At 39.1% G+C, this 22586-nt stretch carries 18 protein-coding genes; 8 read left to right on the top strand and 10 right to left on the bottom strand.

What is annotated here, in order from left to right; translation table 11 throughout:
• The first annotated feature begins 77 nt into the window (after positions 1-77).
• Positions 78-1067 carry a glycosyltransferase family 9 protein gene (locus tag V6R21_RS28455; protein ID WP_334246892.1) on the top strand — a complete coding sequence of 330 codons (990 nt, stop codon included), beginning with the start codon at positions 78-80 and terminating at the stop codon, positions 1065-1067.
• Positions 1068-1095: 28 nt separating this feature from the next.
• Here the strand turns inward: V6R21_RS28455 and obgE are convergent, their stop codons facing one another.
• From obgE to V6R21_RS28440, 3 genes are all read right to left on the bottom strand, one after another.
• Positions 1096-2100, bottom strand: a complete 1005-nt coding sequence (gene obgE, locus V6R21_RS28450; protein WP_334246891.1) for a GTPase ObgE — start codon at positions 2098-2100, stop codon at positions 1096-1098.
• Positions 2101-2361: 261 nt separating this feature from the next.
• A complete protein-coding gene (locus V6R21_RS28445; RefSeq protein WP_334246890.1) occupies positions 2362-2934 on the bottom strand; it encodes an adenylate kinase in 573 nt (190 codons plus the stop codon).
• Between the two features lie 258 nt (positions 2935-3192).
• A complete protein-coding gene (locus V6R21_RS28440; RefSeq protein WP_334246889.1) occupies positions 3193-3555 on the bottom strand; it encodes a hypothetical protein in 363 nt (120 codons plus the stop codon).
• A gap of 568 nt (positions 3556-4123) precedes the next feature.
• Here V6R21_RS28440 and V6R21_RS28435 point away from each other — a divergent pair.
• The 4 genes from V6R21_RS28435 to V6R21_RS28420 all read left to right on the top strand — a co-directional run bounded on the left by V6R21_RS28435 (position 4124) and on the right by V6R21_RS28420 (position 9369).
• On the top strand, positions 4124-4654 hold the full coding sequence (locus tag V6R21_RS28435; protein ID WP_334246888.1) for an RNA polymerase sigma factor: 531 nt from the start codon (positions 4124-4126) through the stop codon (positions 4652-4654).
• A 31-nt stretch (positions 4655-4685) separates the two neighbouring features.
• Positions 4686-5714, top strand: coding sequence for a FecR family protein (locus V6R21_RS28430; RefSeq protein ID WP_334246887.1), 1029 nt, complete (start codon positions 4686-4688; stop codon positions 5712-5714).
• Positions 5715-5858: 144 nt separating this feature from the next.
• The gene (locus V6R21_RS28425) at positions 5859-8567 is read left to right on the top strand and encodes a TonB-dependent receptor (RefSeq protein ID WP_334246886.1); all 2709 of its coding nucleotides are present in this window, start codon (positions 5859-5861) and stop codon (positions 8565-8567) included.
• Between the two features lies 1 nt (position 8568).
• Positions 8569-9369, top strand: coding sequence for a DUF4249 family protein (locus V6R21_RS28420; protein ID WP_334246885.1), 801 nt, complete (start codon positions 8569-8571; stop codon positions 9367-9369).
• A gap of 42 nt (positions 9370-9411) precedes the next feature.
• On the opposite strand, the gene der is transcribed toward V6R21_RS28420, so the two are convergent.
• The 4 genes from der to V6R21_RS28400 form a co-directional block, all read right to left on the bottom strand.
• Positions 9412-10725, bottom strand: a complete 1314-nt coding sequence (gene der / locus V6R21_RS28415) for a ribosome biogenesis GTPase Der (RefSeq protein WP_334246884.1) — start codon at positions 10723-10725, stop codon at positions 9412-9414.
• A gap of 277 nt (positions 10726-11002) precedes the next feature.
• Complete coding sequence (locus V6R21_RS28410) at positions 11003-11926, bottom strand: lytic transglycosylase domain-containing protein (protein WP_334246883.1); 924 nt, start codon at positions 11924-11926, stop codon at positions 11003-11005.
• Between the two features lie 303 nt (positions 11927-12229).
• Entirely contained in the window at positions 12230-12994 is a 765-nt protein-coding gene (locus V6R21_RS28405) for an LOG family protein (protein ID WP_334246882.1), read from the bottom strand.
• Positions 12995-13025: 31 nt separating this feature from the next.
• Complete coding sequence (locus V6R21_RS28400) at positions 13026-14801, bottom strand: hypothetical protein (RefSeq protein WP_334246881.1); 1776 nt, start codon at positions 14799-14801, stop codon at positions 13026-13028.
• A 136-nt stretch (positions 14802-14937) separates the two neighbouring features.
• Here V6R21_RS28400 and V6R21_RS28395 point away from each other — a divergent pair, with 136 nt between their 5' ends.
• Positions 14938-15459: a hypothetical protein gene (locus tag V6R21_RS28395; RefSeq protein WP_334246880.1), complete on the top strand. Its 522-nt coding sequence runs from the start codon at positions 14938-14940 to the stop codon at positions 15457-15459.
• A 63-nt stretch (positions 15460-15522) separates the two neighbouring features.
• Here the strand turns inward: V6R21_RS28395 and V6R21_RS28390 are convergent, their stop codons facing one another.
• The 3 genes from V6R21_RS28390 to V6R21_RS28380 form a co-directional block, all read right to left on the bottom strand.
• Positions 15523-18060 carry a M14 family metallopeptidase gene (locus V6R21_RS28390; protein WP_334246879.1) on the bottom strand — a complete coding sequence of 846 codons (2538 nt, stop codon included), beginning with the start codon at positions 18058-18060 and terminating at the stop codon, positions 15523-15525.
• A gap of 99 nt (positions 18061-18159) precedes the next feature.
• A complete protein-coding gene (locus V6R21_RS28385) occupies positions 18160-19398 on the bottom strand; it encodes a S41 family peptidase (protein ID WP_334246878.1) in 1239 nt (412 codons plus the stop codon).
• Positions 19399-19431: 33 nt separating this feature from the next.
• Positions 19432-20220: a hypothetical protein gene (locus tag V6R21_RS28380; RefSeq protein ID WP_334246877.1), complete on the bottom strand. Its 789-nt coding sequence runs from the start codon at positions 20218-20220 to the stop codon at positions 19432-19434.
• A gap of 458 nt (positions 20221-20678) precedes the next feature.
• On the opposite strand from V6R21_RS28380, the gene V6R21_RS28375 reads away from it, so the two are divergent.
• Entirely contained in the window at positions 20679-21092 is a 414-nt protein-coding gene (locus V6R21_RS28375; protein ID WP_334246876.1) for a hypothetical protein, read from the top strand.
• A gap of 243 nt (positions 21093-21335) precedes the next feature.
• Positions 21336-22568, top strand: a complete 1233-nt coding sequence (locus V6R21_RS28370; protein WP_334246875.1) for a nucleoside recognition domain-containing protein — start codon at positions 21336-21338, stop codon at positions 22566-22568.
• Positions 22569-22586: the final 18 nt, after the last annotated feature.

Here is a 22586-nt window from a genome sequence, read left to right as displayed (position 1 = left end):
GTTGAATAATATACAAAACACCTTAAAATAATTAAAAGTAATTTTGCACTCTCCGAAGCATCATTACAGTGAAATACATGAAAAAGATAGTAATCAATAGTACTGGAACGGAAAGAGATACTTTTTTGAACCTACCGGTGGCGGGTTTTCTTAAGGAAAAGGTTCCGGGTTGTGAAATATATTTTATAGCACATGAGCATAGCCGGTTTTTGGTTGCGTCTTCAAAGCTGGTGGACGGGTTTGTTTCCGTGCGTAATGTGTTAGCGGAACTGAAAGATATTGTTCCCGATGTAATAATTTTTCTCAATAAAGATAAGCAAATCGCAAAAGCTGCCAAAAACGCAGCCGTTCCATTAAGAATTTGTGAGAAATCTTCTGTCACTGACAGGCTTTATTACAATAAAAGATTGGTTTTAGACAAAACAGAGACAACCTCTTTGCGTAGTCTTGCTTTTGTTGCCAAAGCACTTGAGTTGGATTTTGAATGTAAGGTTCAGCTTGAATGGTTAGGTATGGAAGAACCGGTTTCATCACGAATGAAATATCGGGGTATTATTAAGAAGACACTTTACAATGTTGTACTCTACCCTTTTGCAAAAGGAGAAGATAAAATATGGCCTTTGGTAAAGTACCTTGAGTTGGTGGAGAGCTTACCAAAACATCAATTCAATTTTATAGTGGTTGGTTCGGAATGGGAAGGAAATCTACTGAAACAATACCTTCCAGAATTGTTCAGGCAGCCGAATGTCAAAGACATGACAGGAATGGAAAGCCTTCAGGAAGCTATGGATCTAATTGTTCATGCAGATACCCTGATTTCATTCAATAGCTTACTTGCCCATTGGACGTCGACGCTTGGAAAGTCAACGCTGATGGTTACGGCTCCTGCTGAGTTGCCATATTATCAGCCATTGAATCCGGATATAAAACTTTTGGTGATAGATAATATAGGTTGCAATACCTGTACACAGAAAAAGGCTTGTGCTTGTATCAAACAGGTTGAGGTTGATATTGTGAAGCAGGCTTTACTGGAAGAAATGGAGAAAGTAAAAGGCGCAGAAGAATAATATTCTTTGCGCCTTTTAATTATTTGATTTAGATATCTGTTCTATCATGGATTGCTTTCCATAAAAGGTCTTTCAGTTCTGTTAGACCTTTTTGAACAACCGATGAAATAAAGACATACGGAACATTTTTTGGAATAGTTTCCAATAATAGTTGTTCTAGTTCATCATCAATCATATCAGACTTGGTGATAGCTAGAACTCTATTTTTGTCGAGCAGTTCCGGATTGTATTTCTTGATTTCGTTTACCAAAATCTGGTATTCTTTAGAAATATCATCGGCATCTGCTGGCACCATAAATAGGAGTACAGAGTTACGCTCAATGTGGCGCAGGAAACGAGTCCCTAATCCTTTACCTTCCGCAGCACCTTCAATGATACCAGGGATATCTGCAACAACAAATGACTTAGAGTCACGATAAGCAACAACACCAAGGTTTGGCGTCATGGTAGTAAAAGGATAATCTCCGATTTCTGGTTTAGCTGCAGAAATAACAGAAAGCAGTGTGGATTTACCTGCGTTAGGGAAACCTACCAAGCCTACATCAGCCAATACTTTCAATTCCAAGATAATCCAAGCTTCTTCACTTGGCTCACCTGGTTGTGCATAGTGTGGAGCCTGATTGGTAGCAGTCTTGAAGTTGGTATTACCCAAACCACCTCTACCTCCTTTCATCAGGGGCTTCTCTTCACCATGCTCAGTGATTTCAAACAATACCTTACCTGTTTCAGCATCCTTGGCAACAGTTCCCAAAGGTACAGGCATAATTATATCCTCACCTTCAGCACCTGTACTTCCATGACCACCTCCGGGTTTACCATTAGGAGCATGAATGTGTTTGGTATACTTGAGGTGAAGCAATGTCCAGTAGTTGCTGTCACCTCTCAAAATAATGTGACCACCTCTACCACCGTCACCACCATCAGGGCCGCCTTTGGGTACAAATTTCTCTCGACGGAAGTGTACAGAACCTGCACCACCTTTACCGGAGCGGCAAAATATTTTTACGTAATCTATAAAGTTGGATGAAGCCATTGTCAAGTGACCAGTTATCAGCGGCCAACCTATTCAAAGGCATCAATGCCTTTATATATTAAGCTTAGGAGAATTCAGCCTGCTGAAGTTGTAAATTATTTTCAGAAAAAAAGAGGTATTGATTGAGTCAATACCTCTTTTAGTTTGCAAAGATATGAAAAATTCATTCGAAGAAATGAATCTTTTTCGTTAATGCTTATTGATCTGCAAGTTGTCTTCTAACCAATTCAAAATGTTGATTATCAGTTAACCCATGATGACTTATAATGAGTCAATTGCAGAACACAGTTTGTCGAAGATTTCTTCAATGCTGCCAACTCCATATACAGACTTGAATTTGTCTTGCGCTTTGTAGTAATCAGCAACTGGCGCTGTCTTGTTCTCATACTCTTGAACTCTGTTTCTGATCAGCTCTTCGTTCTGATCATCAGCACGGTTAGAAGTCTTACCTCTTTCAAGAATTCGAGTAGTCAGCTCTTCTTCATCTACCTCAAGAGCCACCATGCCAGAGATAGAAGTATTGTTTTGCTCCGTCAGCGTATCCAACGCTTTAGCCTGCTCCACTGTTCTAGGGAAACCATCAAAGATAAAACCGTTAGCAGCTTTATTTTCTTTTAGTTTGGAGTCGATCATCCCAATTACAACTTCGTCTGGAACAAGTTGACCTTGATCCATCAGGGACTTAGCCTTTAAGCCCAGCTCCGTACCTGCCTTAATTTCAGACCTAAGCAAGTCACCAGTTGAAAGGTGTACGAGGTTGTATTTTTCCTTGATTTTAGCACTTTGCGTGCCTTTTCCTGCACCCGGAGGGCCAAACAATACAAGATTAAGCATCTTTTATGTAAAATGTTTATTTAAAGTAACTGATTATCAGTCAGGTAGTGTAAAAAAGGCAATAATTGTCACCGTGCATGTTTTGCCTATCTCCCAACGAAAAAATAAATAAAACACATTTATTTAAAATTCGGAAGAAGTAATGGTAATATAGCCGTAAAATATAGGAAAAGAGGAGTTTGCCATAACGAAGACTAGTATAGTACTATAAGTAGATACAGGACTATATAAAGAAACTGACTAAAGTGGAGAGAAAAGCTATGAGACTGATACCTTATCAGAAACAGTCTCAATCACATTGTTGAGAACAGGCATTAGATTATTGAATGCCGTCAACCCATCACCTGATTTAGAAGTCATATACATGTAAAGGCAAAAAATAAGTGCAGTGGCCAATAAAATGACAGCACCTGCTGCTAAAAAAATATAACGGCGACCGAAGCTACTTTTCTTCGCTGAGGAGGAAGATATTTGCTGAGACAGTTTATTCCATGCTTCACCTTGATCTTTACCTACAGGAACTTTCCATTGACCCGCCGCTTGTGAAATGTCTACGAGTTGCTGACCTTCCTCAGACTTGCTTAGTTGGTCCATCTCCTCGTTAGATAATTGGTCTTCCATCAGCCTTTGTATTGTTTTGTCGCTAATGTGGTTATTCTCCATGCTTAACTATTCTTTTTATTTAGGTAAACACAACCAACTCAAAGAATTGGTATGTTAAAATTTAACACTGAACTAAAAGTGAATGATGGTGCTTATTTAGCATTAATACAGTTCAGACTTGCCTTTACCCTACCACGATGCTGCATTAACTATGAAATAACGAGTAAATGTAACTTTTCTTATATTTTATTAATTTCCACATTTCTATTAAGAATCTGTTAAAAAGTAGTACCACTAGAATTATTGCCATTAAGTTGTGAATCTTTCTAAACGAAAGTGGAAGTGTACGAATTATATATAATATTTGAAGGAATTAATATTAACAGAAGTTCTTTGTACTTAGTGGTTTGGCAGCATATAATCGAATGAAATTATCCGAAACTGCCAAATTCTGATCTGTAATAGAAGAAGGGATACATGTAGGGCTGGTGAACTGATCAAGTCAAAATAGGGTTTGGTTTTTTAGTGATGAGTGGCCGGAACGTAATTTGTATCCGGAGTTATTTACCTAAAATACTGAACTACATTGGCTGATATTGAAATGACAAAAGAGCGTACTACTGGACTGGAGCTGGATAACTTCAAGCAGCTTTTTGACCAGTATTATGAAAGCATTCGTAACTTCGCCTATTATAAGGTGGGAGATATAGATGTAGCGGAGGATCTGACACAGGAAGCTTTCATAAAAGTTTGGGAGAAACGTGAAGACATCAAGCAGGAGACTGTAAAGACACTCCTGTATACCATCACAGGAAACTTGGCAATTAATCATTTGAAGCATGGCTCTGTCGTGTTTAACTTTGTGTCAAACTACCAAGGAAATGATTCGTCAAATGGTCCTGATTTTGAAATGGAGATGCAAGAGTTTGACCAACGATTGAAGAAAGCGATTGGAGATATTCCAGAGAAGAGTCGTGAAGTTTTTCTGATGAATCGTATCGAAGGCTTGACCTATAATGAAGTAGCTGAAAGGCTTGAAATTAGTGTAAAGGCAGTAGAGAAGCGAATGCGAAAGGCCTTGGAGTTACTTAGAGAAAGAATCGACTATAAGATATAATTATAACTGTACCTAATAAATCAATGTTGCGATGTCACACGACCTTGATGACTTAATACGAAGGTGGTTAGAAGGTACTATTTCCGAAAGTGAAAAGAATGAGCTCCAAGAAATCATAGAGACAGAGGGTGAGTCTTTTCACGAATTGGAGCGTTCTGTTGAGCGGATTGCTCAGTTGAATGTACCGGAAAACCAAAACAAGGATGTGGCATGGTTAAAAATTAGCGAAAAATTGGACCTATCTGATTATAACCAAACAGTCAAAGGCAATAATTTAACTGTTCAGAAGCCAAACGAAGAGCTTTTTGAAAATGGTAAGAAATCACGACCTCGTGTCGTAGTGTGGACGCAGCGTGCGTACTTTTCATCTGTAGCAGCAGCAGTTGTCTTACTTGCCGCAGCTTTTTGGACCGTTTTAGCAAATCAGGGGACAAAAGTTGAGTCAGGTAATGGAGAACAGCTCTCTGTTGTATTGCCTGATGGCTCGGAAGTTCAGCTTAATGCAGGAACAACGCTCTCCTATGATGAAAGCAGTTGGGATGATAGCCGTATTGTCACCTTAGACGGACAAGCCTATTTTGATGTGGAAAAAGGAAGTCGATTTGATGTAGAAACGGAGAATGGTACAACAACAGTATTGGGTACGCAATTTTCCGTTTTGTCAAGAATTGGTCAATTCAAAGTAGATTGTATTGAAGGGAAAGTAGCCGTAAAAGTAGGGGATGGTGTTGGAGAGCAGCAGGTACTTAGTAAAGGTAAGTCTACTAAGCTGCTAGAAAATGGCTTGCTTTGTGAACCTTATGACAATGATGCTGAAAAAGTGTTGGGTTGGCAAACAGGTACGTTTTATTTTGACCAAGAACATTTACAGAATGTGTTTGGTACACTTGAGAGACAGTATGACGTTAAAGTTGATTGTCCGCAAGAAGAAGGAAAAAGAAAGTACACAGGCTTCTTTGCCAATGATAATCTAGAAAAATCATTGAAGTTGGTATGTGTGCCAATGGGACTCAAATATAAAGTCGACAGAAATAAAAGAGTAGTCAGTATTACTCATTAGCATATTCACTTTCATATCAGCTTGCAGAAGAATGAAAAACCTTTGGAGTAAATCCAAAGGTTTTTCTCGTTTCTATGAATTGATTTATTGAAAGATGTAACTTGCTGTTTGGATTGATAATAGGGTGATCCACAATAAGGGAATATGATGATTCGTGACTTAAAGCTAAAACTGATCTTTTTATTGATGCTCGGGTTGTTCTGCTCATATGCTGGTAATGTTGAAGCACAGGTGCAGGATACCTTAAAGATTTCAGAGAGCTATCAGGATGTATTATTAATGGACATCTTGGAGGACTTTCAATCGAAGTACAATTTGCAGTTTGCTTTTGATGGAGATCTGCTAAAAGATATCAAGATAAGTGTAACACTAGATGAGGCCTCCGTGGTTGAGGCAATGAATACCATTCTTTCAGACACAGATTTAGGTTTTATGCTGCTTGATGATGTTCAAATTCTAATTAGACCAAAAGATGAGATCGAAGAACTGAGTGAAGTGTCTTATGATATAAATATCACAGGGACCCTGAAAGATGCCCAATCGGGAGAGCCATTACCATATGCAACCATTTATGTAAAAGATACCCGCAAGGGTACAGTAACCAACCAGTTTGGTTTTTTTACTTTATTGGAAGTACCTACCGATACATCCACGATAGTCTGTCAGTATATTGGTTATCAGCCAATGGAATATAAGCTATCATCTTATGTAAGTAAGCAAAGGTTAGACTTACGCATGGAAAGAGGCGCTAAAGAGCTTCAGGAGGTAGTTGTTTGGGACGATAATATACCACAGTTGCTGGATGCATCATCTGATGCAGGTAGTTACTCAGTAGACCCCTCTACATTTAAGGTATTGCCATCATTGGGACAGGTAGATGTTTTTAGGTCTTTACAGCTGATGCCTGGAATAGGAAGTACCAACGAAACATCGGGAGGATTAGTCATACGGGGAAGTGGAAATGATAAAAACCTGATGCTTTTTGATGGTATATCAATCTATCACTTGGACCATTTTTTTGGAACCTTCAGTGCATTTAATGCTGATGCCATCAAGAATATTCAGGTAAACAAAGGAGGTTTTGGTGCCGAATATGGAGGAAGGGTTTCAGGAGTAGTAAATATAACAGGAAAAGAAGGTAGCAGTTCCAAGATGGGTGGTACGATGGGAGTTAACTTGTTAAGTGCATCCGGATATTTAGAGGTTCCGCTTGTTAAAAATAGGTTACGGTTGATGCTGGCAGGTAGACGCTCCTATACGGACCTAGTAAGAAATAGATTATTCCAGAAACTATTTGATGCTGCGGTTGAAACAAATGCATCTATTGATAGGGTTGGTTTTGGTGGAGAACCTTTTATACCTACGTTTTTCTTTTATGATGTAAATGCAAAGTTGACATGGACACCTAAGGATAAGGATGTGTTTTCATTATCCTATTATGGAGGTCGGGATGAACTGATATTTGATGAAAGGCAACAAGACTCAGAAGATGGGTTTCTAGTTACTTACAACCTTGATCAATTACAGAATTGGGGAACAAAGGGAGGTAGCTTTCGATGGGGGAGGCAGTGGAGTGACCGTTATGCTTCTGACTTCAAAATCTCATATTCACTGTACAGGAGTAAGCTAGATGACCGCCACCTTTTTACATTGAAATCAGATGCAACAGGTGAAGAAGGAGTAATTTTCAATTTCTTTCAGGTACAAAATAATAAAGTACAGGATGCATCAGTAAAGTGGGACCATGATTATGCTTTAAACTCAAAACATAGACTTTCGTATGGTGTGCAGGCAACTTACAATGATGCCCGATTGACATTTGATTTGGTCTCGACAACACTGGATGAGTTTGATGAGGAAGGAACACAGGTAGGTGTTTACGTACAGGATATATACAACCCAATACCAGATTGGAGTATTACGGCAGGACTTAGGTACAACTATTTTGACCTGAGTAGGTCCAAAATATTGGAACCAAGGTTATCAACTTCTTATTCCTTTAATCCTTCTTTGAGGGTGAAAGCAGCATGGGGACAGTACAGTCAGTTTGTTTCTAGGGTTGTAAGGCATACGGTATATAGTGGTAGTCCTGATTTTTGGGTACTAGCCAATGGTAACGAGGTTCCAGATATTACAGCGACCCATTATATCGCAGGTGTTACTTATGAGCAGGACGCTTGGTTATTGGATGGAGAAGTTTATTTCAAGAAGTCAGAAGGGATTGTCAGTTATATTCCGAGAGTTGTGAACTTCTCTCCTACTGTTGTAATTTCAGAAGATGACTTCTATTTCCCCGGAGATGAGCGGGTAATTGGACTAGATGTATTGCTTCAGAAAAAAGTTGGCAAATACACGGGTTGGATAAGCTACACACTAGCAAAGGTGACGAACAAGTTTGACAAAGTGAATCAGGGAGAATGGTTTCCAGGACAGGATGACCATCGGCATGAGTTCAAAACTGTCAATATTTATAACCTTAAAAGATGGGTGTTTGCACTTACTTGGGCTTATGGTTCAGGTAAGCCTTTTACTTTACCTGATAATACTTTAACCATTGAAAACCCAAATGGAGATGAGTTACTTTTTAACTATGCTGATATCTATAATGATAACCGTTTGCCTGCATATCATCGACTTGACATTTCTGTAACTTATAGGACGCATATAAAGGATAAACTGGAGTTGGAGCTGGGAGCATCATGCTTTAATCTTTATAACAGGAAAAATATCAAGTACAAGAAATTGGTGAGCGTTCCACAGGAAATTACAGAGCAAACAGGGCGAACATTTGTACTGACAGATGTTCAGCAATTGGGAATATTACCGGGTGTATCCATGAAAATCAGTTTTTGAGATGAAGGCTTTTTTGGGAATATTTTTAGCGTTATTAGGGTTTGTTTCCTGTGAGAGTACAGAAGTTCGAGACCCCTCGAATGTAATTGTAGTAGAAGCCTACCTTTATGCAGGTCAACCTGTTAAGGATGTCCGTTTGAAACGGTTGAATGAAGTAGCTGTTAATGAAGGACTCTATATCAATGATGCACTTGTCACTGTTTTATGGAGAGGTAACCGATACCCACTTGAGCAGGACTCTCAAGAGGAAGGCAACTATCTTTATGAGGGGAATGAACTAGAGGTGATGGAAGGAGAACAGTATGGACTAGAAATCAGGTACAATGGCGTTTTGATCACAGCCTCCACAAGGGTTCCAATGCGGCCTAGTAATGTGAGACTTTCTTCAGGAACCATGTTTTTACGAGAAAATGATGGCTTAGTACAGCCTGGAAATAATTTTGTCAGTTTGGTTTGGGACAACCCTGATAGTGCCAATTTTATTGTGACAACCAAAAGTGTCGTTGAAGAAGAGGAGAAAATCCCGTTTGAGGAAGGAAATATATTACTAACCCTTCTTAACATAAGAGGGACACTCACCACAAAAGAAGAACAGGTGGTGTATGATGTCAATTTCCAGAAATATGGTACAAATCAAGTTACCTTGATGGCTGTAGACAGTCCTTATGTAGAGTTTTTTGGAGGAAATAACCCTGAGATAGAACACCTTTTACGGGACCCAACGAATATTGAAAATGGCACAGGAATATTTTCAGGAATCGCGACAGATACCTCTTTTATATTGCTTATACCTGCCGAATAAAAAAGCCTCTTACTGAATAGTAAGAGGCTTGATGTTTATTTTTTACTTGTTTCTGAATACGAGTTGTACAGGAACTCCTTCAAAATCAAAGTGGCTTCTCAGCTTGTTTTCCAAATACTTCTTGTAAGGATCCTTAATGTGTTTAGGGAAGTTACAGAAGAATGCAAAAGTTGGATTGTACGTTGGGATCTGTGTAATGTATTTGATCTTGATGTACTTTCCACGATACGATGGTGGTGGATAGTTTTCTATCTCTTTCAGCATCGCTTCATTCAGCTGTGAAGTAGGGATTTTCTTGCGTTTGTTCTCATAAACAGTAACAGCCTTTTCAATCACTTTCATTACACGCTGCTTTTCGTGTACTGATGCAAAAATGATTGGTAAGTAAGGCAAGTGAGGTAGTTTTGTACGAATCTCACGCTCAACATCACGAGCGGTATTGGTTGACTTTTCTACCAAGTCCCATTTGTTCACCATCAGTACCACCCCTTTTTTATTCTTGATGGCAAGGTTGATGATGTTCACATCCTGAGATTCTACACCATTGGTGGCATCTACTACCAATACACAGATATCCGAGTTCTCAATGGCCTTGATAGAGCGCATTACTGAGTAGAACTCGATATTTTCATGTACTCTTGATTTACGACGAATACCCGCAGTATCGGTTAGGATAAACTCATGTCCGAATGCATTGTAATGGGCATCGACAGCATCACGTGTAGTACCTGCAATATCAGTTACGATACTTCTGTTGTTGTTCAACAAGAAGTTTACAAAAGACGATTTACCTACGTTAGGACGACCAATCACCGAAATTCTTGGAATGTTATTTTCTTTTTCGTCCGTTTCTTCCTCATCCTCTTCGAAGTGGTTGACTACTGCATCCAGCAGGTCACCAGTTCCTGAACCACTAACAGCAGCTATTGGGAATGGATCTCCCATGCTTAGTTCATAGAACTCATTGGCTGCGTACAGTTTTTCTGTATCATCAGCCTTGTTCGCTACCAAGTATACAGGTTTGTCTGAGCGTCTCAGTACTTTTGCAAAGTCCTTATCAAGGTCAGTAAGACCAGTGATACAGTCTACCACAAAAAGCACAACAGATGCTTCTTCTAATGATACAGCTACCTGATCTCGGATAGCTGCTTCAAAAGTATCCTCAGATCCTACAACATATCCACCAGTATCAATGACAGTGAAACTTTTGTTTGTCCAAGTTACTTTTCCGTAGTGACGGTCACGGGTTACACCGCTTTGGTTGTCCATAATCGCATCTCTTCGCTCAACCAGTCTGTTGAACAAGGTTGATTTGCCGACGTTCGGACGACCTACAATAGCCACTATATTTGCCATAATCTTAAAATCTTTACTTTTGAAGTATTTTGTTTGCTCCTGAAAATAAATTCAGTCCAACGACGATAGTGATGACCATCGTGCGCGGTATGCCTGAGGCTCCTTTACTGTTATAACAAAAGATGTACAGATACCGACGAGACTAAATGTACTTTTCATTTATGAGGCTTTTTGAGCCATTGGAGCATCAGGGTGATTTTTGAACCCGCAAATATCGGAATAAGTATCGAAATATGTTGTATTACAGGGCTGTAAAATACTTATAGATCCTTAATGTTTACCTTGGCAGGGCTATCAGGTATGATTCACCATTCTTTAAAGTGAGTTTTGAATCCCTGAGCCAAGGGTTATAACGTTTCAATAGTTTGTAAGAAATCCCTTTTTCCTGAGCATAAGCAGGTAAGTCACTGATAGACTGCTCCACTTTCTCATATTTTAGGCGCTCTTGTGTATAAAGAACACGGTCATTAAGGTCAAAACCATATTGCTGTGGATCAGAATGAATCATCTTGATGGCAAGAATGCGGAAAAGGTAACGTGAAGTTTCCTCATTTAGAAGCAGATCATAATAGTCATCGGCTTTTTGCTCATTTAATGCTTTTCTGACTCCATTAACTCCCCTGTTGTATGCAGCGGCAGCCAATGTCCATGACCCCAGTTTATCTTTTGCTTCTTTAAGATACGAACAAGCAGCTCTTGTGGATTTTTCTACATGATAGCGTTCATCCACTTCACCATTGACCGTTAGGCCATAATCTTTGGCTGTACCGGACAGGAATTGCCAAAAGCCTCTTGCACCGGCAGGGGAAACTACATTTTGCAGCCCACTTTCTATCATAGACAGGTATTTAAAGTCCTCTGGAACACCCTCCTCTTTTAACACCTCTTCGATGACAGGAAGCCAACGGTTTGCTCGTTTTAGCATTAAGATTGTGCTCGAATGCCAAAATGTATTGACATACAATTCTCTGTCAAATCGTTCTCTGACATCAATATCTTCCATTTTGACTTTTTCGCCACAAAAGGTAAAGCTTTCAGGCAAGTCAATATTCAGTAATGGGTTAGCTTGCTCCTTTTTGGGAGCTTCCATTGAGGCTATTGCATTTTGCTGACTCTGTTGTGGCTGCTGAAAGTTACAGGACGATGAACCTAATACCAGAAGTCCTGCTGCTGCTAGTATGATTTGATGATAATTCTTCAAGGTTTTCAATTTTTTGAATGTGATAATCCTATTTTTTGCTAGTTGATCCCTTCTGGATAGTTATGTAATACTGATCAAAATTTGGTTTGTAAAAGCGATTATTCGTTAACAGTGTTGTGTGCTTCTTAAATCCATACTTATACTTGATGTGGATTGTCTGAAGTAATGCGAAGATGATACTTTTATATGCTAATTATCAAGAACTTTGATTAAGATTTTTTCTTTTGTAAAGATTTTTTTGGATAAAATACTCACATAATGAATTTTTTAATAATTAAGCACACAACATTGTTAATTCTTCTTTTAGAAATTTGGAGAAAGCAGGTACTGTGCATAAAAATCATCAATGACTTTAACTGCTTCATCAGGAGTGTCTACCAAGCTAATCAAGTTAAGGTCTTCAGGGCTTACATTGTTTTCTGCTTCCAATAATGTCGTCTTGATCCAGTCCATTAGACCTGACCAGTAATTTTTTCCGACAAGAACTATTGGGAACCTTCCAATTTTCTTGGTTTGGATAAGTGTATAAGCCTCAAACAGCTCATCTAAAGTGCCTAGTCCACCTGGCATCACAATAAATCCCTGTGAGTATTTGACAAACATGACTTTTCGTACAAAGAAATAATCAAATGTAAGTAGCTTATCTCTGTCAATGTATGGGTTGTCAAACTGTTCAAATGGTAAGTGAATGTTAAGTCCTACAGATGTACCTCCTGCTTTGTGTGCACCTTTGTTTCCAGCCTCCATAATACCAGGTCCTCCACCAGTAATGACACCATAACCATGCTCTACAAGTTTGTATGCAATTTCTTCAGTCATTTTATAGTATTTATGGTCGCCTTTGGTACGGGCTGAACCAAATATCGAAACGCATGGTCCTATTTTAGCGAGCTTCTCGAACCCTTCCACAAATTCAGACATGACTTTAAAAATCACCCATGAATTAGTGCTTTTGATTTCATTCCAGTCCTTCTGTTTAAAAGCCTGTATAATTTTTTCTTCAGAAGCATCCCACTTTTTAGGTTGGTTGGTATTGTCTTTAGGTTGTTTGTTTTTATCGTCTTTCATGCTTGAATAATTTGGTTGTCAATGGTTGAAATTAATTTGCCTGTAGCATATTCTGACTGTCAGCTAGCTGTGGTGCTATTTCTGAAAAAGCTTTCCATCCTTTTAGCGTATCACCGTCAAGTATGGCTGACAGTCCATTTCTATCTTGCCAAGCTTGATCTTGTGCTATATGGTCAAGTTTCAGGCGTGTGTGACTTGGTTTCCCATATTGATATACGCCTGAGACTGAAAAGTTTTGCCCATCCTTTTTTAGCCCAAATGTAGCCGACTTGCAGGAAAGAAAAAGTTCCTGATTGGAGAGTACTGCTTGGTAATATTCAGGCGCAAGAAGTCCGTGCAGCGCGTCAAAAGCGGTGCTTCCTTGCAAGTGTAGTAAGAAAGTACTGCCATCAACCTTGCTGATATTGTGACGGAAGCTTTCTTGGTTGGCTAGTGTTTTTCCAGCTTCAAAATCATCAATAATTCTTTTGATAGTGACAGGGTGATTGCTAACGATCAATGTATTATCGATGATACTGAAAAAAGGTCGCTCGATCTTGCTGAAAAACTCACCAAACAGTAAACGGAAAAAGTCTTTTACTGGCAGATAGCCTACAAGATATTCGCGATAATTTAGTTTTTCAAACCGCTGAAGTGTTAGTTGGCGTGTTTTGTCACTTATTTGCCATAATTTTTCCTGTGCCAGCGTAGGGTTGTTTAGACTTATGGCAATTGTTTGCTCATTCTTATAACCCAATTCAAAAGAAGCAGTTTGAATAAAGGCCATCTCTTTGCCTACCCAAGAAAAGATATCTTCATTTATATCTATTTCCAGCTTTTGTTCCAAGTCCGAAATCTGTTGACGGTATTCTTGGTCATACTCTATCATCTTGGTATAGGCGTAGCGCAAGCCTTCTGTCCCAAAACTGGAAAATAACGCTACACTCTCTGGTACTACTTTGCTTATGGCTGCTTTTTGCTTACTCATTGCCAGCATTGTAGTGAATCGGGAATTTTTAGTATAGGCTAGTTTGCTTTTGCCTCTTGCTGTAATATCCCCTTTGCTATCTATATGACAACTGAGAGCTGTTGTGGTGAATTCATGCCCAGCTACAAGCAGATTGTCTTTTTCCTCTATAGTCAAAAAATCACTTCCCCATGTAGCTATATTTTCACCTTGTGTAAAAAGATCAAAATCACCTTTTAATGTTTCAGTCTGCCAGTAATCAGTAGAGCTAGCCAAGCTCTGATTTAACCCAAGGCTAATAGATTGCTTCAGTAAATCTTCACTGCTAGAAATGACCAATAAGTTTCGGTAAAAGTATCCAAAGAGCTTCTGCTGATTTTGGCTAATGACAAATGTATCGTGCTCACTACTTTGGGTAGATAATTCTTGGATATGAAGCCCTCCACGAACAAACTTTCGCATAGCAGGAATAAACAGTCCCCTCAACCGACTCCATTGGTGTAAGTCTGCCACCAGCATTAAATCTTTATTGTTTCCAGTCAGATGTAGTGAAATGTTGACAGGTCTTTTGGCTAGCCAACCTAAGAATGGGTATGTGGAAAATGCGCCATCGATACGTAAAAGTGCTTGAGAAGTTGTGTGAAAATGTGTTAAAGTTTCAATTTCCTTACATATGGGCGTTTTTTGGAACTTCTGCACCAACTCTCTTGGTTTGTTTGTTGAGATCGCTGCCAGCATGCTTTGCTTAGGGACAGTGCGTAGTACTGATTCACTGAATGGAGGAAACACAAATTCAGCAATCAGCCCTACTAAAAGCAAGCAGCATAAAAACAGCAATCCCCATTTTATCAATTTTCTCATTAACTCTCAGCGTAAAAAATTACAAGGAACAGACCTGGTAAGGTCTGGGACTATTACCTGTAAAATCATTAAAAAATCGCACTGACACAAATTATTTATTACACCTACCCACTATCACATTTTAAATACCCTAACCATGAAAAACAATGTATTTAAAACTAGCATTTCAGTTCTCCTATTGACCTTGTTATTGTTTGGAGAATTAGTCTTTACAACAACTGTTATGGGACTGGATAAGAAGACGGCGGCAAACAGAAAAGTCCATAATATTGTAGCGGAAATAAACTCAATCTTTGCCTCTCCTCAGAACGAGCAGTATGTCATAGCACCAAATGGGGAACAAGTACGGTATGTGGAGTTTGTCTACAAACCTCAGGAAAAGACAATCTTTGTCAAGTACTTCAGTGATAAGGATTTGCAATTTAAGACCTTTCCGAAGAAAGTAGATTTTGCAAATTTCAATTTCTTTCAAGCAGTTGATGATGGAAAAACCCTTATGGTACAAGTGATGGATCATGAGGCGTCAAAAGTAGAACCCAATGAAGAGCTTTGCTTAATCAGACTTCATAAAGATGGATATGGAAAAAGATTAATCAAGGGAATTGTCAATATGATGACACAGGCGCAGGATATATATGATGGTGAAAGCAGTTACTGAGGTTTTTACTATCGATCAAAAAAAGAGTCCCCTTACCAATAAGTTTGGTAAGGGGGCTTTTTATTAAAAGTCAAAGAACAGTGCATTATTAAGCGTCATCATGCTACCTCTCCAGAATCCTCGAAATACAGGTGAGTCTGAGAAATAAACTAATTGACCTTTACCGAATTTTTCCGCTCCAATGGATAATGTACCAGGAATTTGCTTCTTAAGTTTATATCCAACAAAGCCACTCATAAGGCTATTTTGATCAAATACACCAACATTCCAGCCATTTTCAAGTGCTGGGTAGAGGTGTTTATTCCCTTTGATGACAAATAGTTTGTTCTGTTCACCGTATGCAATTGGGTGTGTTGTATCTAGGTCTACCTTATAGATACTTCCTGCTATATATTCTGAAAGTTGTTCCCTTTCTCGCTCTGCATAGCTTCTTCTGTTTTTTCCTTTTTTCTCCTTTTCCTTCTCTTTTTCAAGCTCTTCAGTGAGTTTATTGAGCTCAGTACCTGTGGCTTTTGAGGCAATCTCAATGGCTTTTTCTACCATAATCAATTTACCTCCCTGTTTGGCAAAATCAAGAAGTTTTGCTCTCCCTTCCATCTGGTCATAATTACCCGAAGGTACAATGATGGTGCTGTATTGCTGTAAATCTACCGAAGACAGGTTTTCTGTATTAATGACAGTCACGGGATATTGAAGCACTTGCTCGAAGTAGTACCATAATTCACCGAAGTCAGTTGGCGTTGTTTTATCTCCTCCAACCAAAGCTATATTCGGTTTTTTCAAAAATGCTTTGGAAGAAGACCCCAAGTCTTTACCGCTGTCAGCCATACCAGTAAAAGCAACCTGTAGTTTTTGCTTATGCTTATTTGCGAGATCGACAATAGTTTTTTCAAACTTGTCACCCAATTGAGGATTGTCTTTACGGGTAATTACCAAGGAACCGGGTTCAAATTGCTCTATTACTTTGTTTTTCCCCCTTATCGTGAACTGCTCAGTTGCATAACGGACTTGAATCTGCTCTTGTAGAAGTTGTCCCAAGAAATAACCGTCTTCGATGTTTTTCCATTTAACTAGGAAGGCGTACGTATTGTCCTGAGGTGTATCATTTTCAGTCCAATGATTGGTAGGTTCCTTTGATGTAGTTTTAATGGTAGTCTTGAGTGCGGAAGCTTCAATACCATAAGCATATGGAAGCGCCCATGCAGTTAAGTCATATGTTAGAGAGTCAGACAGCGTAGCTTCAGGCTCAAACAATACATTAGCGAACTTGCCTTTTGGCTGATTGGTACTTATTACTAGGTCTCCTGACTGTATGGTAAATGGACCTTCTTTTCCTTCAAAGTAATTGAAACCATTTACCGTTCTGTTGCTGGCTGCATAGGTATATTGAATTTGCTGTCTGTCTAACAGTTTTTTGAGTGCTTCAATTTTACCTTCATTCCCTTTATATTTCAAAACATAAGTTTTGTATAAGCCTTTAGAACCTTCTTTGAAAAAGGTGTCAAACTCTTTTAGCAACTCATTCTTGTGCTTGTAAGCAACTTCTAGAGTTGAAATACTACTGGTATAGTGGTGAATGACTCTGTCTGCTAAAGTCAATGTATCTCCAGACGCTCTTTCGTAAGAGAGTCCAGCTCTTCCATTACCTCCTTGTTCATAGGTAAACCCAATAGCCCCGTTAAACATAGGCCATGTATCGCCATAACTTGGGTAAAAAAGGTCATAAGTCTCTTTAGAGAAATAAGTCCAGCCCTCTTTGTCAAAATGCATAGCATGGTTTTGACCTGCAATCTCATGGAAGGAACGTTGCCAAGGTGTAATTTCCTCATGCATTGGCTCTGCTGCAGGACCAAAGAAATACGGAGCTTCGGCTGTCATCTCATGCAAATCGACATGGATTAGGGGCATCCATTGCTGATATAGTTTGGTTCGCTGACGGCTTTCTACCTGAGTTTGCCAAGCCCAGTCCCTATTCAAATCAAAGACATAATGGTTGTACCTGCCACTAGGCCAAGGCTCATGATGTTCCCAAGCTTCCTTGTTTGCACGTGGTAGGGTACTTTTTTTCTGCTTGTACCAATTTACATATCGGTCTCTACCGTCAGGGTTTTCACAAGGGTCAAGAACAACCACCATTTCCTGTAGCCACTGGTTGACGGTGTCGCTTTCACTTGAGATCAACTTATAAAGCACTTTCATGGCTGTTTCTGTGGAGGCAGCTTCATTGCCATGGATATTGCTGCTTAGCCAAATAATAGGAAGGCGTTTTCCTTGCACAGTACCTTGCTGAAGTCCTGAACTGATCAAGTTGTTTTGGCGTATTTGCTCTAGTTGTGCCATATTCTCTTCTGAGGTAATTACGGCAGCTACCAACTCCCTCCCCTCATTAGACTTACCGTATGAGAGAAGCTTTACTTTTGACGACACTTCGGAGGCATGTTTGAAGTAAGCCAATGCTTGATGATGAAAACTGAATTGGGTACCTAACTCATATCCCAGAAATGATTCTGGAGATTTGAGCTTAAAAGGAATTTCTTCCTGTCCCATTAGAGTTGTGGTAGACAAGAAGGTCAAAAGCACCAAAAAGTATAGTTGTTTCATTGAGATAAAAAGTAGTTTGTACAGATGAATTATTAGCAGTTGATTCAAATGTACCTTAAAATTGAGTTTGATTTAAATACAGTTTAGAGGAATATGAGATCAAAGTTCAAAGTCAATCAGTTGACCTGGGCTTATCTGGTTCCATTGTTCCTGATTCTGGATAATCAGTCGCATAGTAGCCTCCATCAGGTAGTCACGTTGTATGTCTTGAGCAGCTTCAAAGCGCTCATTGCTGATTGGAAATTCGACTGGAACACCCGCTTCAAAATCAAATCTGTTTTCAGGATGTACTAGCTCACTCCCATTAGCTCCTTTAAATTGGTTTTCGCCTATATAGATTTGGTCTGTGCCAATAAATGGGGTGTATGTTCTGGTTGTCGAAAACCTGTAATACCAGCCATTTGGTAATTGAAAGTCGGAAGGTAAGCCTCCTCCCCCGCCAGTGTTGTTGCCAAAACTGCGTACATGTTCAAAACCTGGGGCACGCATAATGGCAGCAAAGTAGGATGTAGCACTAAATGAGTTTCTGTTGATCAGTAAGGCAACAGGCTTTGTAAATTGTATTGGCCCCTCTTTTTTGACAGAGTATGCAGCGGGTGCTGTAAAACTGTCTATTGCAGGACCATCCTTGTAGACTGTCTCAAGTACAGTACTTTCGTCAACGTTGATTAGGCGACTACTCAAACGGAATGCATTGGTGAGAGAGCCTCCTCCATTTTCACGCATATCCAGTATAAGTCCAACAACTCCTGCGTCTTCAAATCTCTTTAGCGTATTATCCAATGCTTCTTTGTTGATTGTATTGACAAAACTTGAATAACGGATATAGCCAATTTTGGATAGTCCTCCTTGTAGATTAACCCTTGAGAAAATCTTGTTGGAAAATCCGTTGGCAATTCTGATTTCCTCATCATTGTCATCAAGCTTGATAAAGTATCGTTCCTCCAGAATATCTCCATCATAAAAATCTGGAATAAACTCAGTGAAGAGACTGTCCTCACCTTCTACCCTATTGATGCCTTTATAAACACTAACATCGAATCTAGACCTAATGTTGACATGTCCATCCCTAAGTTCGTTAAGCATATCAGCCAATACATAAAAAAGATCTTCATCCGACATTTCAGGGGATATACGAGATTCATATTCTGCACGAATAGATTCCCAGTCGATGTTTTTATATTCGAAAAAAGAATACTTATCCCTGACAGTCTCCCACATACTATTGAAAACAGCTTGTGGGTCTTCAGAAGGGCTAGGTTCCATGAAAAGATTTTCACAGGAAACAAAAGAAAGGCAGCTTATCAGAAACAGTGTGGCAAGAATGATTTTTTTCATGGTATTCAATTGCTGAATAAATGGTACTGAAGTTTAGTATTGGAAAAGGATGGAGAATTTAAATCCATGCGAGGCATTCTTAACAACGTTCAGACTGTTGTAACTGTAATAATTCCATAGGTAAGCAATGCCTAATTTATTGCCATTGAATAGGCTATACGTAAGTCCTATTTCGCTGTCGACTTTTGGAAAAGTACCTATACCAGCAAAATTCCCATAAAGAGAACTTACATCTAGTGTTGTCGCATAAAAAGTTTTAAAAGCATACCCCAGTAAAGGAACGTCTAAGAGGTGATACCCTGAGATAACGTGGCGGTCAGTTTTAAAAAGGTCATACTCTAGGCGTGAACTGAGTCCTAAATTAGGGTATAGTTCATAACTGAAAGCACTATTACTGAATAAGGTATTGTATCGAAGGTTTCCAAAGACGGAAGCATTGCCACCCGCCCACCATCTGAGCTTTTCCTCATTGCGCCCAAGTATATGCCTTAAATGCCTGTACCCGAAATTTATTTGATTGGAAATAGCTTGTGCATCAGAAAGCTCATTTCCTGTGACTGGTTCCATCAAACCTAATGTGTACTGGCCATAGAAGTGGTTTATGGCTTTGGACCGGTAGCTTGTAAAGCCGGTTTGAAGTCCGAATCCAGGGCCTTTGTACATCAGGGGTGATGTGGCCTTATCCTGATTTTTTACGATAGCAGCGTGTACACCAAACTCAAAATGTCGATGTTTTACCTTGCTGTTTCGGTATTGGGCTTGAGCAGAGAAAAAGCCAGATAGCCCCATTATGATGGTTAGGGATAATACAGATTTATTCATGTATTGATGAGTCGTTTTAGTATTTCAGCATACAGATACAGTATGTCAAAAAAAATTGATGAAAGGTACTCATTATCAAAATACCTATCCATATTGATGTTAACAAAAAGTAAACCTTTATAATTAGGAATGGGATCAACTTCGCTTTATTGCAATATGAAATTGTAAAGGAATAATATTTGCAATCTGAAGTCGTGGTGAGTTATTTGTTCTGTTTGAAGTAGCGTCAACAATGGAACTTGAATGGTTCTTGATCAATATTCTTAAAACAGAATTTATAACTGAATTGAGAGTAAATGAAAATGTATTGTTTTGTTAACTCTGTGAAAATGATTATTAAATTTTTTAATTTTAATTACGTTAACACTTTTAAATTTAACTGTATTTTATTTATTTTCGTCGGAACTGAAAACGTCCTTACAACTAACAACAATCTTAATAGCCAACTTTTGTAACTTATGTTAGTAAAAAAACTTTTTAGAGTAATATCACTGCTGTTATTACTTTGTAGTGGATTGCTACTTTCGATCGAATCTTCTGCTCATGAGGGTAAGCCTAAATCTGAAGAGGCAAACATGGAGGTCTTTACTTACCTTGTTGTAACGCAACGCAATTGTGTGACTGGGAACACCCATATTTTCTCACCAATTGTAAAAGTATCAAAAGCCTCTTGGGCAAAGGAAAAATATGCGATTCTTCAAAAGTTTGAACATTCGCTAAGTAAGTATTATCCCAAGAGTGTTTTTCAGGTGAACTTAGAAGTGTTTCAAGGAGAGTTTACCTCTTTGGAGGAAGCACGGTTACACAAAACCAATAGCATAGCAAAGAAAAATGCAGTTTCCAGAAGTGTGGAGGCACTTCCAATGGAATAAGTGATAATATATCCGAACAGACGCCAGGCTTATCAAATTGAGCTTGGCGTTTTTTTGTTTAGGGAATGATAGAATGAGGTTTTGTGATTTTCATTGAAAAAATTGTTAATAATGTAGATCAGCAGATTGATTTACCGATATTTATAGAATGGTCAGAGTGCAAATCTATTACTACCTCCTTTAAGTAGCCTATCTATCTGATCACGGAAGAGAATTGAAGAACGAACGAAACAGGATTAACCTATGGTATTGAATTACATTTGGACTGCATTTATCTTGATTGCATTTCTTGTTGCACTAGTCAAAACAATATTTTGGGGAGACCAGCAGGTGTTTACAGCCATTGTTGACTCCACATTTGATATGTCAGAAACGGCATTTAAGATATCCATTGGCCTGACAGGAACGATTACCTTATGGATGGGATTGATGAAAATAGGTGAAGAGGCAGGTATAGTAAAAGTGATGTCTAAAGTCGTGGGTCCATTTTTCAAAAGGATCTTTCCAGATCTAGGTGAAAATCACCCAGCCATGACGCCCATCCTGATGAACTTCTCTGCTAACATGTTGGGGCTGGATAATGCAGCAACACCTTTGGGGCTTAAAGCTATGAAAGAGATGCAGGCGACCAACCCAAATAAAGATACCGCTTCTAATTCCATGATCATGTTTTTGGTGTTGAATACCTCAGGGTTAACATTGATACCAATCACAGTGCTGATGTACAGGGCACAGATGGGAGCTGCTCAGCCCGCTGACGTCTTTATACCAATTATGCTGGCAACTTTAGCCTCTACCTTGGCTGGACTTATGATTATCGCCGTATACCAACGAATCAATTTATTTGATAAGGTCATCATGCTTTACCTTGGATTGATTGTCGCGTTTATTGCAGGTGTCATCTACTTGTTCAGTAATATGGACAGTGAACAGGTAAAGACTGTATCCTCCATGGTCAGTAATATTATTCTGTTCAGTGTAATCGTATTTTTTGTAGGGTTGGCATTGTATCGAAGGATCAATGCCTATGATGCGTTTATTGATGGCGCAAAAGATGGGTTCAGTACTGCTGTACAGATTATCCCATACTTGGTCGCCATGTTGATATCTATTGGGATTTTCCGTGCTTCAGGTGCATTAGATATCGTTATGGACGGCTTGCATACAGCATTTAACTGGGCAGGATGGAATGGTGAGTTTATTGAAGCATTGCCAGTGGCATTGATGAAACCGCTAAGTGGTAGTGGTGCAAGAGGATTGATGATTGACGCCATGAATACTTATGGTGCAGACTCATTTATTGGCCGATTGGTGAGTACAATGCAAGGTGCTACAGATACAACACTCTACATTATTGCCGTATACTTCGGAGCAGTTAATGTCAAGCATACAAGGTATGCGATTACCTGTGGTCTTTTTGCGGATGCAGTGGGAGTAATTGCAGCTATCTTAATTGCCTATATGTTTTTTGGTTAGGCTTAATTAGGTAGCTAT

Origin of the sequence: Limibacter armeniacum (assembly GCF_036880985.1) — a bacterium.
In the GTDB taxonomy this organism is placed as follows: domain Bacteria; phylum Bacteroidota; class Bacteroidia; order Cytophagales; family Flammeovirgaceae; genus Limibacter; species Limibacter armeniacum.
The sequence above is the reverse complement of the archived record's forward strand: the minus strand, read 5'-3'. Positions and strand labels throughout refer to the sequence as shown.

Excerpts from the sequence above, each read along its gene's own strand:
- V6R21_RS28445 (WP_334246890.1), bottom strand. The coding sequence starts at position 2,934 with ATGCTTAATCTTGTATTGTTTGGCCCTCCGGGTGCAGGAAAAGGCACG.
- V6R21_RS28405 (WP_334246882.1), bottom strand. The coding sequence starts at position 12,994 with ATGAAAGACGATAAAAACAAACAACCTAAAGACAATACCAACCAACCT.
- V6R21_RS28440 (WP_334246889.1), bottom strand. The coding sequence starts at position 3,555 with ATGGAAGACCAATTATCTAACGAGGAGATGGACCAACTAAGCAAGTCT.
- der (WP_334246884.1), bottom strand. The coding sequence starts at position 10,725 with ATGGCAAATATAGTGGCTATTGTAGGTCGTCCGAACGTCGGCAAATCA.
- V6R21_RS28395 (WP_334246880.1), top strand. The coding sequence starts at position 14,938 with ATGAAAAACAATGTATTTAAAACTAGCATTTCAGTTCTCCTATTGACC.
- V6R21_RS28425 (WP_334246886.1), top strand. The coding sequence starts at position 5,859 with ATGATGATTCGTGACTTAAAGCTAAAACTGATCTTTTTATTGATGCTC.
- V6R21_RS28420 (WP_334246885.1), top strand. The coding sequence starts at position 8,569 with ATGAAGGCTTTTTTGGGAATATTTTTAGCGTTATTAGGGTTTGTTTCC.
- V6R21_RS28430 (WP_334246887.1), top strand. The coding sequence starts at position 4,686 with ATGTCACACGACCTTGATGACTTAATACGAAGGTGGTTAGAAGGTACT.
- obgE (WP_334246891.1), bottom strand. The coding sequence starts at position 2,100 with ATGGCTTCATCCAACTTTATAGATTACGTAAAAATATTTTGCCGCTCC.
- V6R21_RS28380 (WP_334246877.1), bottom strand. The coding sequence starts at position 20,220 with ATGAATAAATCTGTATTATCCCTAACCATCATAATGGGGCTATCTGGC.
- V6R21_RS28370 (WP_334246875.1), top strand. The coding sequence starts at position 21,336 with ATGGTATTGAATTACATTTGGACTGCATTTATCTTGATTGCATTTCTT.
- V6R21_RS28400 (WP_334246881.1), bottom strand. The coding sequence starts at position 14,801 with ATGAGAAAATTGATAAAATGGGGATTGCTGTTTTTATGCTGCTTGCTT.
- V6R21_RS28385 (WP_334246878.1), bottom strand. The coding sequence starts at position 19,398 with ATGAAAAAAATCATTCTTGCCACACTGTTTCTGATAAGCTGCCTTTCT.
- V6R21_RS28455 (WP_334246892.1), top strand. The coding sequence starts at position 78 with ATGAAAAAGATAGTAATCAATAGTACTGGAACGGAAAGAGATACTTTT.
- V6R21_RS28375 (WP_334246876.1), top strand. The coding sequence starts at position 20,679 with ATGTTAGTAAAAAAACTTTTTAGAGTAATATCACTGCTGTTATTACTT.
- V6R21_RS28390 (WP_334246879.1), bottom strand. The coding sequence starts at position 18,060 with ATGAAACAACTATACTTTTTGGTGCTTTTGACCTTCTTGTCTACCACA.